We start from the raw sequence: 15,286 nt of genomic DNA, 5'->3' as shown, positions 1-15,286 counted from the left end.
CTGGGACTATTTCATCGGCAATGACGGCGACTTCGTCGGCATGCACTCCTTCGGTGCATCCGGTCCCGCCAAGGACCTCTACAAGCACTTCGGCATCACCGTGGAGGCGATTGTCGCTGCCGCTGAAGCCAAACTTTCCTGATCCCATCCGCGGGGCCTTCGTTTCACGAAGGCCCCGCTTTCACATCGTGCTATTCTCACAGGGAGAGACCCGAAATGACTGTTAAAGTTGCCATCAACGGCTTCGGCCGCATCGGCCGCAACGTTCTGCGCGCCATCGTCGAATCCGGCCGCACCGACATCGAAGTCGTGGCCATCAACGACCTCGGCCCGGTCGAAACCAATGCACACCTGCTGCGCTACGATTCGATCCACGGCAAGTTCCCGGCCACTGTGCAGGTCGAAGGCGACACCATCATCGTTGACGGCGGCAAGCCGATCAAGGTCACGGCGATCAAGGACCCGGCAAGCCTGCCGCACGGCGCCATGGGCGTCGACATCGCACTCGAATGCACCGGCATCTTCACCTCGCGCGACAAGGCTGCCCTGCATCTTCAGGCTGGCGCCAAGCGCGTGATCGTTTCGGCGCCTGCAGATGGCGCTGACCTGACGGTCGTCTTCGGCGTCAACCACAACGAACTGACCAAGGACCACCTGGTCATCTCGAACGCCTCCTGCACAACCAATTGCCTGGTGCCTGTTGTCAAGACACTGGACGACGTCGTCGGGATCGATCACGGCTTCATGACCACGATCCACTCCTACACGGGCGACCAGCCGACGCTCGACACGATGCACAAGGATCTGTACCGCGCCCGCGCTGCCGCCCTGTCCATGATCCCGACCTCGACTGGTGCCGCCAAGGCTGTCGGCCTGGTGCTGCCGCACCTCAAGGGCAAGCTCGACGGCACGTCGATCCGCGTTCCGACCCCGAACGTTTCGGTTGTCGACTTCAACTTCGTCGCCAAGCGCGCAACGACGGTCGAGGAAATCAACGCTGCCATCAAGGCAGCGTCCGACGGCGCTCTGAAGGGCATCCTCGGCTACACGGACGAGCCGCTGGTGTCCCGCGACTTCAACCATGACAGCCATTCATCGATCTTCGCCAACGACCAGACCAAGGTTCTCGAAGGCACCTTCGTCCGTGTCCTGTCCTGGTACGACAATGAATGGGGCTTCTCCAACCGCATGGCCGACACGGCCGTTGCCATGGCAAAGCTGATTTAAAGCAAGACAGCCTTTCTCCTTCAAGAGAGGTTTCCGAGGGGGAGCGAAAAGCCCCCCCTCGGATCCGTCGGGCCACTCTCCCCCGCAAGGGGAGCAATATCCGGGACTGCCGCACGCTCTCACATCCTGATCGAGCCCTGTTGCATCCCACGAACATCAGCGGAGAGAACTCATGACCTTCAAAACCCTCGATGACCTGACCGCCATAGCCGGAAAGCGGGTTCTGGTCCGCGTTGACCTCAACGTTCCCGTCAAGGACGGCAAGGTAACCGATGCCACACGCATCGAGCGCGTGGTGCCAACCATACGCGAGCTCTCGGAAAAGGGCGCCAAGGTCATCCTGCTCGCCCATTTCGGCCGCCCGAAGGGTGAGCCGGTTGCCGACATGTCGCTGTCGCTGATTGCGCCTGCTGTCGAGGACATTCTCGACCAACGCGTGCATTTCGCAAGCGACTGCATCGGTGAAAAGGCGGCGACCGCGATTGCCGGCATGAATGACGGCGATATTCTGCTTTTGGAAAACACCCGCTTCCACAAGGGCGAGGAAAAGAACGACGCGGATTTCACCAAGGCGCTGGCTGCCAATGGCGATATCTACGTCAACGACGCCTTCTCCGCAGCCCACCGCGCCCATGCCTCGACCGAGGGTCTGGCCCATCATCTGCCGGCCTATGCCGGACGCACCATGCAGGCAGAACTCGAAGCGCTCGAAAAGGGCCTCGGGCAGCCGGTTCGCCCGGTCGTCGCAATCGTCGGCGGCGCCAAGGTCTCGACCAAGATCGACCTGCTGATGAACCTCGTAAAACAGGTCGACGCGCTGGTCATTGGCGGCGGCATGGCCAATACCTTCCTTGCGGCGCGGGGAACCAATGTCGGCAAGTCGCTCTGCGAGCATGACCTTGCCGATACAGCCAAGCAGATCATGATCGAGGCTGCAGCCGCCGGCTGCGCCATCGTGCTGCCGGTCGACGGTGTCGTTGCCCGCGAGTTCAAGGCCGGCGCCGAAAACGAAGTCGTCGACATCGAAGCGATCCCGGCCGATGCCATGGTGCTTGATGTCGGACCGAAGTCGATTGCGGCCGTCAACGAATGGGTCAGCAAGGCAGCGACTTTGGTCTGGAACGGCCCGCTGGGCGCCTTCGAGATCGCGCCGTTCGACAAGGCGACGGTCGCCGTCGCCCGGCATGCTGCCGGCCGCACCAGAAGCGGCGCGCTGGTTTCGGTGGCTGGCGGTGGCGACACCGTTTCTGCCATGAACCATGCCGGCGTCGTCGATGACCTCACCTATGTCTCGACCGCCGGTGGCGCATTCCTGGAATGGATGGAAGGCAAGCCCCTGCCGGGTGTCGACATCCTGCATCAGAACAAATGATCCCTTGCCCCTGACGGGCAGGGATTGCGGTTTTCAACGCAAGCGCATGGCCACCACCATGCGCTTCTTTCGTTTTAATCGATTGGCCGCTTTCGCCCGGCAGCAGAGCAAAAGCCCTCAAATTAAATGAGTTATTTCAATCGATTAAAATAATTTTAATCGTTTTAAACAATTTAATTGATATTTTCGACCGGCTTTCCTTCTGCTATTTCGGACTCCAAAATATAAAAGGAGATCGAAATGAGCGAGAGACTGGAAGATATCGCAGCGGCTATGATGTCGGCAGGCAAGGGCCTTCTGGCTGCGGACGAATCCACCGCAACGATCGGCAAGCGCTTCGACACGATCGCCCTGACGTCCAGCGAAACATCGCGCCGCGACTACCGCGAGATGCTGTTTCGGGCCGACGAGGCCATGAAGACCTGCATCTCCGGTGTCATTCTTTTTGAGGAAACCCTGTTCCAGAAGGCGGCAGACGGCACGCCATTCGTCGACGTGATCCGCGCCGCCGGCGCCATTCCCGGCATCAAGGTCGATGCCGGCGCAAAGCCCATGCCGCTTTTCCCCGGCGAAACCGTCACCGAGGGCCTCGATGGCCTCGCAGGCCGCCTCAAAACCTATTACGAGGCCGGCGCACGTTTCGCCAAATGGCGCGGCGTCATCGCCGTTTCCGATGTCCTGCCCAGCTTCGGCTCGGTCAAGGCCAATGCCCATGCCCTGGCCCGCTATGCAGCCCTCTGCCAGCAAGCCGGCATCGTGCCGATCGTCGAGCCGGAAGTGCTGATGGACGGCAAGCCGGGCGATCATTCAATCCAGCGCTCCGAAGACGTCACCGAAATGACCCTGCGCATTGTCTTCGAGGAACTTGCCGACGCCAATGTCAGCCTCGAGGGCATCATCCTGAAGCCGAGCATGGTCATCGACGGCAAGAAGGCCCGGAAAGCCAGTGTCGCCGAAGTCGCCGAGCGCACGGTCAGGGTCTTGAAGCGCACCGTTCCATCGGCTGTGCCCGGCATCGCCTTCCTGTCCGGCGGTCAGTCGACGGAAGAGGCAACAGCGCATCTGTCGGCCATGAAGGCCGGCTACGACCTGCCCTGGGGCATGACCTATTCCTACGGCCGCGCGCTGCAGACCGAGGCACTCAACGCCTGGGGCGGCAAGCCGGAAAACGTGGCCGCCGGCCAGCGCGCCTTCACGCATCGCGCCAAGATGTGCAGCCTTGCTGCAACTGGCGGCTGGAAAAAAGACCTCGAAAAGGCCGCCTGATTTTTCGCATCCTGGGGAGGAGAAGAGAGCCCGGTCCGCGCAAGCGGCCGGGCTTTTGATTGTCGCGGTGACAACAGGGCCCTTTCGCAAACACCTGGCTCCACGTATCCGTCAATTCACTGCACAACCGGAACAGCGCTCATGCCAGACATCGCCCCATCAGTCACTTATGTCACCGTGGATGTCTTCACGCACGAACGCTTCTCCGGAAACCAGCTCGCCGTCATCCCGGACGCAAGCGGCCTGACGGACGCGCAGATGCAACAGATTGCAGCCGAGTTTCGCTATTCGGAGGTGACGTTCGTCCTGCCACCGGAGAACCCTGAGAACAGTGCCCGGGTCCGGATCTTCACGCCGACCATGGAAGTGCCTTTTGCCGGCCACCCGAATGTCGGAACTGCCTTCGTTCTTGGCAACCGGCCGGACATTTTCGGCAAGACCGTGGCACATAAGCTACGCTTCGAAGAGACGGCTGGTCTCGTCGAGGCCGAACTTGTCCGGAACGCGGACGGCCGCGTGACCGGCGCCGGCATAAGCGCGCCGCAAGGGCTGACAGTCGGGTCGGAGGTCGCCGCAGAGACCATCGCCGCCTGCGCTGACCTCGAAACGGGCGACATCACCGTCGAAACCCATCACCCGATGATCGTATCCGTCGGCCTGCCCTTTGCGATCGCGCAGGTAAAAAATCTCGATATCCTCGCCCGGGCCTGCCCGAACAAAACAGCCTTTGCTGCCGCGGATCAGACATACACGCCTGCGGAAGAGCAATTCGCACTGTTCCTCTACGTCAGCAATCCGCAAAAGCCCTGGCAGTTCCGCGCCCGGATGTTTGCGCCGCTCGACAATGTCATCGAGGATCCGGCAACCGGGAGCGCATCCGGCGCTCTGGCCGCATATCTGGTTTCACTGGAGCCAGAAAGCGATGGGACCTATGACATTGTCGTTGAACAGGGCGTGGAAATGGGGCGCCGCAGCCTGATCTCTGTCAGGGTCGTCAAGGCGGCCGGGCAGATCGAGACGGTCCGCATCTCCGGCGACTGCGTGGCAGTCATGCAGGGCGTCATCGCCTTGTCGTTTGCAGCATCCTAAATTTAGGGCCGGATCAGCACCGTCAGCATCATGATCGCGATGGCGAAAACCGCGATCTTCCAGAAATCGCGGCGCTGTTTCAGCCCGGGAAAGCCGAGCGGCTTCAGTACCTGGATGACCATCGCCAGCAGAAGAATGATCGTTATGGCCTTCGACATCGTTTTTCCCGTTCCTGCAAAACAGTTAGCCAAGGCCTTCGCCCGTCACACCGACGTCACTTTTGCGCGTCAACAGGGCTAGGCTGACGGCCAAGGTTTTGCAATCACCGTCGAATTTAAATTTTGCGGCTGGCAATTGCCGGCCCATGGCCGTAATTTTCGGACACGGTTTGAAACGAGCGAATATCCCATGAAAAACCTTCTGCCTGTCGCAGCACTTTTGCTCGGCACCCTCTTCCTGTTTCTCGGAAACGGTCTGCACAGCCTGTTGCTGCCCGTACGCGGCACGACGGAAGGTTACTCGACGACCTTGCTCGGCCTGCTCGGAACATCCTGGGCATCCGGCTTCGTGCTCGGCTGCGTGCTTGCGCCAAAGGTGGTCCAACGCATTGGCCATGTCCGGGCCTTTTCCGGCTTCACGGCACTTCTGGCGATCATCGCTCTGCTCACCGGCCTTCTGGTGGATCCCGTCTGGTGGGTGGTGCTGCGTGCCGTGACCGGCTTTTCCACGGCCGGCACCTCGATGATCATCGAGAGCTGGCTCAACGAACGTGCCACGAATGAAAGCCGCGGGGCCATCTTCTCGCTCTATATCGCCATCACGCTGATGGGCGTGGTTGGCGGACAGTTGCTGATCCCGTTCGGCGATACCTCGACGGCCCTGTTCTTCATGATCTGCGGCATCGTCTATTGCCTGGCCATGCTGCCGACGTTGTTATCCACAGCTGCCTCCCCGCAGCCGCTGAAGCAGGTGAGCATGGATCTGCGCGGGCTCTACCGAAACTCGCCGATCTCCTTCCTGGGCATTCTTCTGATCGGCATTTCCAACGGTGCCTATGGAACGCTGGGCGCCGTTTTCGGCCGGCAGGCGGGCCTGACCGACAGCAACGTGGCGCTGATGATGAGTACGACGATCTTTGCCGGTGCCGTGATGCAGTTTCCGGCCGGCCGTCTTTCGGACCGCATCGACCGACGTTACGTGCTGGCAGCGCTGTCCTGCATCGCTGCGGTGGCGGGGCTTTCCATCTTCCTTGTCGAACCCAGCAGCGTGCTCATGCTGATGGTGCTCGTCGGCATCTACGGCGCAACGGCAAACGCGCTCTACCCGATCGCCGTATCGCACGCCAATGACTTCGCAACGCCCGAGGACTTCGTCAAGATTTCCGGCGGCCTGCTTCTGCTCTACGGGATCGGTACGATCATCGGCCCGACGATCGGCGGCCCGATCATGACGGCAACCGGCCCCTATGGCCTGTTCATGATCACCGCCTGCGCCCATGTGCTGATCACCATCTATGCGATCTTCCGCAGCCGCATGCGTGCCGCCGTGCCGGCCAGCGAACGCGACGCCTACTCGGTCGTCAATCCCGGTACCATGGCAACCCCGGAAAGCCTGCAGCTTTCGCCGCGGGCTGCACCCTTCGATGAAGAAGGCGAGCAGGAGCCGGACAAGGACGGAAAGGCCGTGGCATGACCTTGTTCGAAGACGACCGTCCGAAGAAAGCTGTGGCTCACGAGATCGGCTGCGACCTGTCGCTGCTGTCCGCCGAAGATCTATCGACGCGAATCGACCTGATGAAAGCAGAAATCACCCGGCTCGAATCGGAACGCCAGAGCAAGCTGGCCAGCCGATCTGCGGCAGAAAGCATTTTCCGGTAAGTCTTTGGTCTTCACTTCCCCGTGAATCGGGACAGTCTTAACCGGCTGTTAAGCCTGATAGGATATTACTATGTCATCCAGATCGCTCTGGTCTCAGACAATTCCCGACTGGCGAATGGTCTGATTTTTCTCCCTGTTTTACCTTGAGAGCCGCCTTGCGGCTCTTTTTTTTATGTTTTTTTCCAGAGCAGCCAAACACTTGTGGAGATTAACCCTTTCTTAAGAATAGGCTTGCGTGAAATGCGCTATGGCATCATTCTTGGACTACAGGCGACAGGCCAGCGAAACTTTTTGTTAACCCGGCCGTTACCTGACTTAGAACTGATGCGTTTAACCAGGGAATTGACACATGTCCGAACGGGGATTGAATACTGTGAGCTTCGCGGGGCACGCTGCGTCTTCTGCGCAGTTCAAGGCGCTCTATTCCGAAGGCATGGGCCTGGTTGAAGAAACCGCAAGCTATCTGGACGGTCCGGGCCGCGCTGCGTCCAAGGTCATGCCGCGCATGGCGTCAGTGCTTTATGCAGCTGAATCGATGCGCCTCACCACGCGCCTGATGCAGATGGCGTCGTGGCTTCTGCTGCAGCGTGCCGTCAACAATGGCGAGATGAGCCGCGACCAGGTTCTCTCCGAGAAAAACAAGGTTCGCCTCGACAGCTTCAATGTCGACCGCACAGCGCCCGGCTGGAACGACCTGCCGGAAGGCTTCCGCGATCTGATCGACCGCTCGCTTCGCCTGCAGAACCGCGTGGCCATCCTCGACCGCGAGATCTATCGCCCGCAGGACCTTTCGGCTTTCGTTCCGGACAACCAGAATGGTGTCAAGGCACAGCTCAGCCTTCTGCAGACGGCATTCGGCGCGAACTGATCACAGTTACAAATTCCGAAATGAGGAACCCGGCCGAAAGCCGGGTTTTTTGTTGCCCGCGTTTTAGCTGTTCCGGAGAGACATAAAAGAAAGCCGGCGCTTCTCCTCCAAGATCATGCCCAACAGATGTATTCCACGAAAACAAACGCAAAAAAGCCCGGACAAGCCGGGCTTTCAAACTCGATGCAAGCCGAGAAAACTTAGAGGCCGAGGCCTTCGAAGCGCTTCTTGAACTTCGAAACGCGACCACCGCGGTCCAGCATATGCTGGTTGCCGCCGGTCCAGGCCGGGTGCGACGTCGGGTCGATTTCAAGGTTCATGGTCTGACCTTCCGAACCCCAGGTCGAGCGGGTTTCGTATTCGGTGCCATCGGTCATGACAACCTTGATCATGTGGTACGCGGGATGGATATCAGCCTTCATAACAATCTTCCTGCAGGTCCAGGGTCCAATTGTCGCAACTCCCCTTGCGGGCCATTGCGGCATCCAGACCAAACACGTAAATGATGCCGCAGACCGCCTGAATGGCTACGGCTTCCCAATTTGATGCCGTGCCTATACAGGAGGACTATCAGGATAACAAGTACCGCGAAGGGTCAGTTGTGCTAGAAAAGCCGGCTTTCCCGCGCGATTGGGGGTTACGTGTCGAACAGGGTCGCTTCGCCGGCTGAGCGCAAATCCGTCCGGCCACTGGCCAAGCTCATGCCTTACATCACACGCTATCGCCATCTCGTCATCGGTGCCGTTATTTCGCTGACGGTTGCTGCCGGAACAACGCTCACACTGCCCATGGCTGTGCGCCGAATGATCGACCACGGTTTCTCCAAATCGGATTCCGGCTTCATCAACACCTATTTCACGATGCTGATGGCGCTGGCCATCATCCTTGCGCTGGCCAGCGCTGCCCGCTATTATTTCGTCATCACGCTGGGCGAACGCATCGTCTCGGACCTGCGGCGCGAAGTCTTCGATCACGTCACCCGCCTGTCGCCCTCTTTCTTCGACGTCAACCAGTCCGGCGAGATCGTCTCGCGGCTGACAGCCGATACGACGCAGATCAAGTCCGCCGTCGGCGCCACCGCCTCGGTTGCGCTCCGCAACATTATCCTGTGTTTCGGCGCCATCGGCATGATGGTCTACACCAGCCCGAAACTGTCGAGCCTGGTCATTGGGGCAATTCCGGTCATCGTCTTCCCACTTGTCGGCTTCGGACGCTCCGTGCGCCGCCGCTCGCGCGAGGCGCAGGACACGCTGGCGACCGCGTCAGCCTATGCCGGAGAGGCTATTTCGGCCGCCCGCACCGTTCAGGCCTTCAATGGCGAGGCCGCCGCACAGGCCCGCTACGGCGCCGCCGTCGAAAGCGCCTATGCAGCCGCCCGCTCCGCCATCAAGGCGCGATCGGTCCTCACAGCCTTTGCCATCACCATGGTCTTCGGCAGCGTCGTTGCCGTGCTCTGGTTTGGCGCACAGGGTGTCCTCGCAGGCACTTTGTCGCCGGGCACGCTGGGCCAGTTCCTGCTCTATTCCGTTTTTGCCGCGGGTGCGCTTGGCGCATTGTCGGAAGTCTGGGGCGAACTCTCGCAGGCCGCCGGCGCGGCTGAACGGTTGAACGAACTTCTGGCCGAACAGCCGGAGATCGTTGCACCCGAACATCCGGTTTCCCTGCCACAACCGGCCACCGGCGCGGTCCGTTTCGAAGACGTGCATTTCGCCTATCCATCGCGGCCGAACTACAAGAGCGTGCGGGGCCTCTCCTTCGCCATCAGACCCGGCGAAACCGTCGCCATCGTCGGCCCCTCGGGTGCCGGCAAAAGCACCGTTTTTGCGTTGCTCCTGCGGTTCTACGACCCGGTCAGCGGCACGATCACCGTCGATGGCGTCGATGCGCGGGAGGCCGACCCCAAGGCGCTGCGCGAACGCATCGCCATCGTCCCGCAGGATGTGACCATCTTTGCCGCCTCGATCCACGAGAACATTGCCTTCGGCTCGCCGGATGCCAGCCGCACGGCCGTGCAGGCAGCAGCGATCGCTGCCCAGGCGGATGAGTTCATTGCCCGCCTCGACAACGGGTATGACACGCAGGTCGGCGAGCGCGGCATCACGCTTTCGGGCGGGCAACGCCAACGCATCGCCATTGCCCGCGCAATCCTCAAGGACGCCCCGATCCTGCTGCTCGACGAGGCCACCTCGGCACTCGACGCAGAAAGCGAAACGCTGGTGCAGAAAGCGCTCGATGGCCTGATGCAGAACCGCACCACGCTGGTCATCGCCCACCGACTGGCAACCGTGCTCAAGGCCGACCGCATCCTCGTCATGGAACATGGTCGCATCGTCGAGGAAGGCACCCATGCCGCGCTCGTGCGTCAGGGCGGTCTCTACGCCAAGCTCGCACGCCTGCAGTTCGATCAGGGGGCAGAGGGCCTGCTGCTCGCGGCGGGCGGCTGAGCCCTCTTCCAGAAACGATTGCGTCCAGCGGCTCCTACGACCTTAGTCGATAGACCCAGACTTGCCGCTGGCGCTGCCCTTGTCTTTGCCAAACAATGATCAATATGGTTTCCTGGATCCGGATCGATGCCGGACCTTTTTGCCTGTTGATTTCTGGGAGGAGATTGGAATGGCCGTTTTCAAGACAACCCGCCGTGCCGGACTGGCACTGGGCGCTTCGCTTCTGGCAGTTGTGGCATTCGGCATGCCGGCTGCGGCACAGAGTTTTCCGGAGCGACCGGTGACGCTGGTTATTCCCTTCGCGGCAGGCGGCTCGACGGATGTGGTCGGGCGCATCATCGCACAGAAGATGTCGGACGAACTGGGCCAGCAGGTGGTGGTCCAGAATGTCGGCGGCGCCGGCGGTAGCCTTGGAGCCGCCAACGTGGCGCGCGCCGAGCCGGACGGCTACACCATCCTGATGGCGACCGTTGCCACCCATGCGCTGAACCCGCTCATCCTCAAGACCAAGCCCTATGACGCCGAAAAGGATTTCGCGCCGATCTCGCTTCTGGTGCTGGTGCCGAACGTGCTGGTCGTCAATCCCGAACTGCCGGTGAAGACGGTGCAGGAACTGGTCGCCTTGCTAAAGGCGAACCCTGAGCAATACAGCTACGCATCGTCGGGAAACGGCACGCCGCTGCATCTTTCGGGCGAATTGTTCAAGAGCATGGCCGGCGTCAGCCTGCAGCATGTGCCCTACAAGGGCTCAGGGCCGGCACTGAACGATGTTATTGGCAATCAGGTGCCGATCATGTTCGACAACCTGCCCTCGTCCTCTGGCCATATCAAGGCGGGTACGCTGCGCGCCCTGGCTATCACCACGGCCGAACGGGCTCCGTCTTTCCCGGATGTGCCGACCATGGCGGAATCCGGCGTTCCCGGTTATGAAACCTACACCTGGAATGCGCTGTTTGCGCCGGCCGGCACACCACCGGAAATCGTCGCGCGCCTCAATACCGCCGCCAACACGGCCATGAAGGATCCGACCGTCATGGAGCGGATGAAGGAATTCAGCGCCACCATCGTTGGGTCCACGCCCGAAGAACTGGCGACGCATGTGAAGGCGGAGCTTGCCAAATGGACGCCGGTCGTCAAGGACGCCAACGTCTCGATGGACTGACGGGAACTGCCCTTTAAACGCTCCGGCCGGCAATGCGGCCGGAGAAGAGACAGCCCCCCAGAAACGTGCCTTCCAGCGCGTTATAGCCGTGCATGCCGCCGCCACCGAAACCTGCAATTTCCCCGGCCGCGAAGAGCCCTGGAACCGGCTCGCCGGACAACTCCAACACACGCCCGGACAGATCCGTCTGCAGCCCCCCGAGCGTCTTGCGCGTCAGGATATGCAGCCGCACGGCGATCAGCGGGCCGGCCTTCGGATCGAGAATCCGGTGCGGCTTTGCCGTGCGCATCAGCCTGTCGCCGAGATAACGCCGTGCGCCACGAATGGCGGTCACCTGCGCATCCTTGGAGAATTCGTTCGCAACCTCCCTGTCGCGCGCCTCGAGTTGCTGGCGCAGATGCCGAACTGAAAGCCTGTCCTCGCCGGTCACAGCATTCATCCCCTGCACAAGGTCTTCGAGACGATTGCGAACGACGAAATCCTCGCCTCTGTCCATGAAGGCCTGCACGGGTGCCGGCGGGTTCTTGCCCAGCCGTTTCAACAGAAGCCGGATGTCCTTGCCGGTGATATCAGGGTTCTGCTCCGAGCCCGAAAGCGCGAATTCTCGTCTGATGATCGCCTTGGTCAGGATGAACCAGCTGTACTCATTGCCCCCCTGTCGGATCGCCTTCAACGTGCCGAGCGTATCGAAGCCGGGCATGGCAGGCGCTGCAAAGCGGTTGCCATCCGCATCGCACCAGAAGGAAGACGGGCCGGGCAGGATGCGGATGCCGTGGTTCGGCCAGATTGGATCGAAATTTCGGATGCCTTCGGTATAGTGCCACATCCGGTCGGCATTGATGATCGAACCGCGGGCACGTCCGGCAATCTCGAGCATGCGGCCATCGACATGGTGCGGGACGCCGCTCACCATGGACTGCGGCGCTGACCCCAACCGGTCCACCGGCCAGTTGCGCCGCACCAGGTCATGATTGGCACCGATCCCGCCGGCTGTAACGATGACCGCGCCGGCGGCAATTTCGAAGTCACCGACGATCTCGCGATTGCTCCTTTGTCCGCGCAGACAGTCGTCCGGCCGCAACTCCGACCCACGGGCACCAACAACCCGTCCATTGATGGTGATGAGTTCGTCGACCTGATGGCGGAAACGGAAGCGGATCAAGCCTCGGCTTTCCGCCTCGCGCGCCCGGCGGATGAACGGTTCGAGCACCGCCGGCCCGGTTCCCCAGGTCACATGGAAGCGCGGCACCGAATTGCCATGGCCATGGGCCATGCCACCGCCACGCTCGGCCCAGCCGACGACCGGAAACCAGCGCATGCCCTGCGCATGCAGCCAGGAGCGTTTTTCACCGGCAGCAAAATTCAGATAGGCCTCGGCCCAGAGGCGCGGCCAGTGGTCTTCCGGCCGGTCGAAGCCTGCAGAGCCCATCCAGTCCTGAAAGGCAAGGTCATGGCTGTCACGGATGCGCATCCGCCGCTGTTCCGGGCTATCGACAAAGAACAGGCCGCCCAGCGACCAGAAGGCCTGCCCGCCAAGGTTCTGTTCACCCTCCTGGTCGAGAATGATGACCTTGCGGCCCCGATCGGCGGCTTCCGTGGCGGCAACCAGACCGGCCAGCCCAGCGCCAACAACAAGCACATCGCAATTCATCCGGGGGCTCCTCCGCCGTCTCTCTGCCTCAAGTTTACGGGCACGTAAACGTAAGCGCAACACCACTGACCCGAGCGTCCCAAAGGATGCCGCTCCGCAAAGCCGCTATCGCTCCGTGAGCTTCAACTCGATCCGGCGGTTCTGGTCGCGGGCTTCCTTGCTGTCCCCCTCGGCAATCGGCTGGAATTCACCAAAGCCGGCAGCCACCAGGCGAGCGGCCGGAACGCCGCGGGAAATCAGGAATTTGACGACGGAGGTCGCACGCGCCGAGGAAAGCTCCCAATTGTCCACGTATCGACCGGTACCGGACAGCGGCACATTGTCTGTATGGCCATCGACACGCAGAACCCAGTTGATTTCCGCCGGAATTTCCTTGGCAAGATCGAGAAGCGCTGACGCTAGCTTGCCCATTTCCTCCTGGCCCGCCGGATTGAGATCATTGCCGCCGGAGGGAAACAGAACCTCCGACTGAAAAACGAAACGGTCCCCGACGATACGGATGTTTTCCCGATCTGACAGGATCTCCCTCAGCCGTCCGAAGAAATCCGAGCGGTACCGGTTCAGTTCCTGCACACGCTGCGCCAGCGCGACATTCAAGCGCCGGCCGAGATCGGCAATCTTGGTCTGGGACGATTCGTCCTTGGCTTCGGACGCCTGCAGCGCGCCTTCGATGGCGGCGATCTGGCTGCGCAGGGCGGCGATCTGCTGGTTCAGGAGATCGATCTGGCTCATTGCCCTGGTGCTGGCTTCGTTGGCCGATTCGAGCTGCCCGGTCAGGTCGCCGATCCGCTTGGTCGCGACTTCCGAACTGCCGCTGCCCTGGTCGAGCAGCGACTGCAACCGCGAACGTTCGCCTTCCGACGTCGACAGCGACGCCTGGAGATTGGCGAGCGAATCCTCGAGGTCCTGATTGCTGCCCTTTTCCAAAGCCAGCAACTGCGTCAGTTCGTTGATCTGGCTGTTCAGCCGGTTGAGCACATCATCCTTGCCACTGATTTCGCGGCTGAGCAGGAATTGCCCCAGCACGAACACGGTGAGCAGGAACATGATGGAAAGAAGCAGCGTCGACAGAGCATCGACGAAGCCCGGCCAGTAGTCGATGGTTCTCTGGGTGCGACCCCTCCGCGCCAGCGCCATCGGCTATTCCCCTCCGACTTCGTCGGCGCGCGTGTGCTTGGTTTGCTGAGGCTTTTCGGCATGCACGGCGATCTTGTCGGCATGGCCGATCCGGGCGGCGAGCTTGTCCAGCGTCTTGCGCATCGAGCGCGCCTCTTCCTGCTGCGCCTCGATCCAGTCACGCAGCATCTGTTGTTCGCCGCGCATGTTCTTGACGAGGCCCTGAATGCCTTCGGCCAAGCTCGCCATGGCCGCAGTCGTGCGCTGGTTCATGCCGCCATCCTGGTTGAGCCGGGACAACTGTTCGGTGAATTCGCGCAGTTCGCCCATCGGCGGCGCGACACCCTGCGTATCGGACGAGGACCCGAGATCGGAACTGACATCGGTTACGGAAGAGAGCCAGTTTTCCAGCTCGGTATAGAAGCGGTTCTGCGCCCGGCCGGCCTGAAGATCGAGAAAACCAAGGATCAGCGATCCGGACAGACCGAACAGCGACGTCGAAAACGCAGTACCCATGCCGCTCAAAGGTGCGGATAGGCCGCTCTTCAGCGCCGAGAGGACATCTTCCGTTCCGCCCGATCCGGCATCGAGAGACTGGATGACGGTATTGATCGAGCCGATCGTGCCGAGCAGGCCCCAGAAGGTGCCGAGCAGGCCGAGAAAGACGAGCAGGCCGATGAGATAACGCGATGTGTCGCGGGATTCGTCGAGGCGCGTGGCGATCGAATCGAGGATCGAGCGCAGCGCCGTGGTGGAGATCGTCATCGAATGACGCTGGCCGATCAGAGCCCGCATCGGCGCCAGCAGCACCGGGTCTCGGCCAACCTTGTCGGCGCTTCCAGCCGCCCGGAACGAATTGAACCAGCGGACTTCCGGCCGCAGGCTGAGCACATGGCTGAACACCAGCAGGGCACCGATCAGGAGCACACCGGCAATCAGGCCGTTCAGTCCGGGATTGGCAAGAAAGGCTGTCTGGGCCTGGCGAAAGAGGATGGCGCCGACAAAGCCAACGATGATCAGAAAGATGATCATTGTCCAGAAGAAGCTCATCGGGCTGGAGAGCTTGTTGGGATTGTAGCCTTCGCCGGTCTCTCCGGCGGCATCCCATCCCGACAGTTTCAGTTTCGCCATAGGACGTTGCTCTCCCGATTACGGCACGAATGCACATGATGAGAGCGCCCGAGCCGATGACCCTTGCGCACTTGGCGGGAGACTAGATTAACTTTGTGCCGAATTGAAGGGAAAACAACGCAGTCCCGACATTCGGGCAAGCT

General features: G+C 61.2%; 15 protein-coding genes. 10 read left to right on the top strand and 5 right to left on the bottom strand.

Features of this window, described 5'->3' with window-relative positions:
- The 5 genes from AX760_RS28215 to AX760_RS16815 form a co-directional block, all read left to right on the top strand.
- The coding region (locus AX760_RS28215; RefSeq protein WP_175552080.1) for a transketolase-like TK C-terminal-containing protein at positions 1-142 on the top strand (142 nt) is incomplete at its 5' end.
- Between the two features lie 74 nt (positions 143-216).
- The gene (gene gap, locus AX760_RS16830; RefSeq protein ID WP_071834086.1) at positions 217-1,227 is read left to right on the top strand and encodes a type I glyceraldehyde-3-phosphate dehydrogenase; all 1,011 of its coding nucleotides are present in this window, start codon (positions 217-219) and stop codon (positions 1,225-1,227) included.
- A 172-nt stretch (positions 1,228-1,399) separates the two neighbouring features.
- A complete protein-coding gene (locus AX760_RS16825; RefSeq protein WP_071834085.1) occupies positions 1,400-2,599 on the top strand; it encodes a phosphoglycerate kinase in 1,200 nt (399 codons plus the stop codon).
- Positions 2,600-2,839: 240 nt separating this feature from the next.
- Positions 2,840-3,865 carry a class I fructose-bisphosphate aldolase gene (locus AX760_RS16820; protein WP_071834084.1) on the top strand — a complete coding sequence of 342 codons (1,026 nt, stop codon included), beginning with the start codon at positions 2,840-2,842 and terminating at the stop codon, positions 3,863-3,865.
- Positions 3,866-4,006: 141 nt separating this feature from the next.
- Positions 4,007-4,954, top strand: coding sequence for a PhzF family phenazine biosynthesis protein (locus AX760_RS16815; RefSeq protein WP_071834083.1), 948 nt, complete (start codon positions 4,007-4,009; stop codon positions 4,952-4,954).
- Between the two features lie 2 nt (positions 4,955-4,956).
- Here AX760_RS16815 and AX760_RS26515 read toward each other — a convergent pair whose 3' ends face one another.
- Positions 4,957-5,112 (bottom strand): hypothetical protein, encoded by a 156-nt coding sequence (locus AX760_RS26515; protein WP_087149282.1) that lies wholly within the window; start codon positions 5,110-5,112, stop codon positions 4,957-4,959.
- A 190-nt stretch (positions 5,113-5,302) separates the two neighbouring features.
- On the opposite strand from AX760_RS26515, the gene AX760_RS16810 reads away from it, so the two are divergent.
- The 3 genes from AX760_RS16810 (at position 5,303) to rcdA (ending at position 7,639) form a co-directional block, all read left to right on the top strand.
- Positions 5,303-6,586, top strand: a complete 1,284-nt coding sequence (locus AX760_RS16810; RefSeq protein ID WP_071834082.1) for an MFS transporter — start codon at positions 5,303-5,305, stop codon at positions 6,584-6,586.
- Positions 6,583-6,771, top strand: a complete 189-nt coding sequence (locus tag AX760_RS16805) for a DUF1192 domain-containing protein (protein ID WP_071834081.1) — start codon at positions 6,583-6,585, stop codon at positions 6,769-6,771. Before AX760_RS16810 ends, AX760_RS16805 begins: the two co-directional genes overlap by 4 nt.
- 349 nt (positions 6,772-7,120) lie before the next feature.
- Positions 7,121-7,639, top strand: coding sequence for a protease adaptor protein RcdA (gene rcdA / locus AX760_RS16800; protein WP_071834080.1), 519 nt, complete (start codon positions 7,121-7,123; stop codon positions 7,637-7,639).
- A gap of 200 nt (positions 7,640-7,839) precedes the next feature.
- Here rcdA and rpmE read toward each other — a convergent pair whose 3' ends face one another.
- A complete protein-coding gene (gene rpmE / locus AX760_RS16795; RefSeq protein ID WP_071834079.1) occupies positions 7,840-8,061 on the bottom strand; it encodes a 50S ribosomal protein L31 in 222 nt (73 codons plus the stop codon).
- Positions 8,062-8,340: 279 nt separating this feature from the next.
- On the opposite strand from rpmE, the gene AX760_RS16790 reads away from it, so the two are divergent.
- Together AX760_RS16790 and AX760_RS16785 are read left to right on the top strand one after the other, a co-directional pair.
- Positions 8,341-10,083: an ABC transporter transmembrane domain-containing protein gene (locus tag AX760_RS16790; protein WP_245295042.1), complete on the top strand. Its 1,743-nt coding sequence runs from the start codon at positions 8,341-8,343 to the stop codon at positions 10,081-10,083.
- 169 nt (positions 10,084-10,252) lie between these two features.
- Positions 10,253-11,245 carry a Bug family tripartite tricarboxylate transporter substrate binding protein gene (locus AX760_RS16785; RefSeq protein WP_071834077.1) on the top strand — a complete coding sequence of 331 codons (993 nt, stop codon included), beginning with the start codon at positions 10,253-10,255 and terminating at the stop codon, positions 11,243-11,245.
- A gap of 13 nt (positions 11,246-11,258) precedes the next feature.
- Here AX760_RS16785 and AX760_RS16780 read toward each other — a convergent pair whose 3' ends face one another.
- The 3 genes from AX760_RS16780 to AX760_RS16770 form a co-directional block, all read right to left on the bottom strand.
- Complete coding sequence (locus AX760_RS16780) at positions 11,259-12,896, bottom strand: FAD-binding dehydrogenase (protein ID WP_071834076.1); 1,638 nt, start codon at positions 12,894-12,896, stop codon at positions 11,259-11,261.
- A 105-nt stretch (positions 12,897-13,001) separates the two neighbouring features.
- Positions 13,002-14,033 (bottom strand): peptidoglycan -binding protein, encoded by a 1,032-nt coding sequence (locus tag AX760_RS16775; protein WP_071834075.1) that lies wholly within the window; start codon positions 14,031-14,033, stop codon positions 13,002-13,004.
- A 3-nt stretch (positions 14,034-14,036) separates the two neighbouring features.
- Positions 14,037-15,143 (bottom strand): MotA/TolQ/ExbB proton channel family protein, encoded by a 1,107-nt coding sequence (locus AX760_RS16770; protein ID WP_071834074.1) that lies wholly within the window; start codon positions 15,141-15,143, stop codon positions 14,037-14,039.
- Positions 15,144-15,286 lie beyond the last annotated feature (143 nt).

It is taken from the genome of Pararhizobium antarcticum (assembly GCF_001885585.1).
Taxonomy (GTDB): Bacteria; Pseudomonadota; Alphaproteobacteria; order Rhizobiales; family Rhizobiaceae; genus Pararhizobium; species Pararhizobium antarcticum.
The sequence above is the reverse complement of the archived record's forward strand: the minus strand, read 5'-3'. Positions and strand labels throughout refer to the sequence as shown.

Bases quoted from the DNA above. Each gene is read 5' to 3' on its own strand.
- gap (WP_071834086.1), top strand. From the start codon at position 217: ATGACTGTTAAAGTTGCCATCAACGGCTTCGGCCGCATCGGCCGCAAC.
- AX760_RS16825 (WP_071834085.1), top strand. From the start codon at position 1,400: ATGACCTTCAAAACCCTCGATGACCTGACCGCCATAGCCGGAAAGCGG.
- AX760_RS16820 (WP_071834084.1), top strand. From the start codon at position 2,840: ATGAGCGAGAGACTGGAAGATATCGCAGCGGCTATGATGTCGGCAGGC.
- AX760_RS16815 (WP_071834083.1), top strand. From the start codon at position 4,007: ATGCCAGACATCGCCCCATCAGTCACTTATGTCACCGTGGATGTCTTC.
- AX760_RS26515 (WP_087149282.1), bottom strand. From the start codon at position 5,112: ATGTCGAAGGCCATAACGATCATTCTTCTGCTGGCGATGGTCATCCAG.
- AX760_RS16810 (WP_071834082.1), top strand. From the start codon at position 5,303: ATGAAAAACCTTCTGCCTGTCGCAGCACTTTTGCTCGGCACCCTCTTC.
- AX760_RS16805 (WP_071834081.1), top strand. From the start codon at position 6,583: ATGACCTTGTTCGAAGACGACCGTCCGAAGAAAGCTGTGGCTCACGAG.
- rcdA (WP_071834080.1), top strand. From the start codon at position 7,121: ATGTCCGAACGGGGATTGAATACTGTGAGCTTCGCGGGGCACGCTGCG.
- rpmE (WP_071834079.1), bottom strand. From the start codon at position 8,061: ATGAAGGCTGATATCCATCCCGCGTACCACATGATCAAGGTTGTCATG.
- AX760_RS16790 (WP_245295042.1), top strand. From the start codon at position 8,341: ATGCCTTACATCACACGCTATCGCCATCTCGTCATCGGTGCCGTTATT.
- AX760_RS16785 (WP_071834077.1), top strand. From the start codon at position 10,253: ATGGCCGTTTTCAAGACAACCCGCCGTGCCGGACTGGCACTGGGCGCT.
- AX760_RS16780 (WP_071834076.1), bottom strand. From the start codon at position 12,896: ATGAATTGCGATGTGCTTGTTGTTGGCGCTGGGCTGGCCGGTCTGGTT.
- AX760_RS16775 (WP_071834075.1), bottom strand. From the start codon at position 14,033: ATGGCGCTGGCGCGGAGGGGTCGCACCCAGAGAACCATCGACTACTGG.
- AX760_RS16770 (WP_071834074.1), bottom strand. From the start codon at position 15,143: ATGGCGAAACTGAAACTGTCGGGATGGGATGCCGCCGGAGAGACCGGC.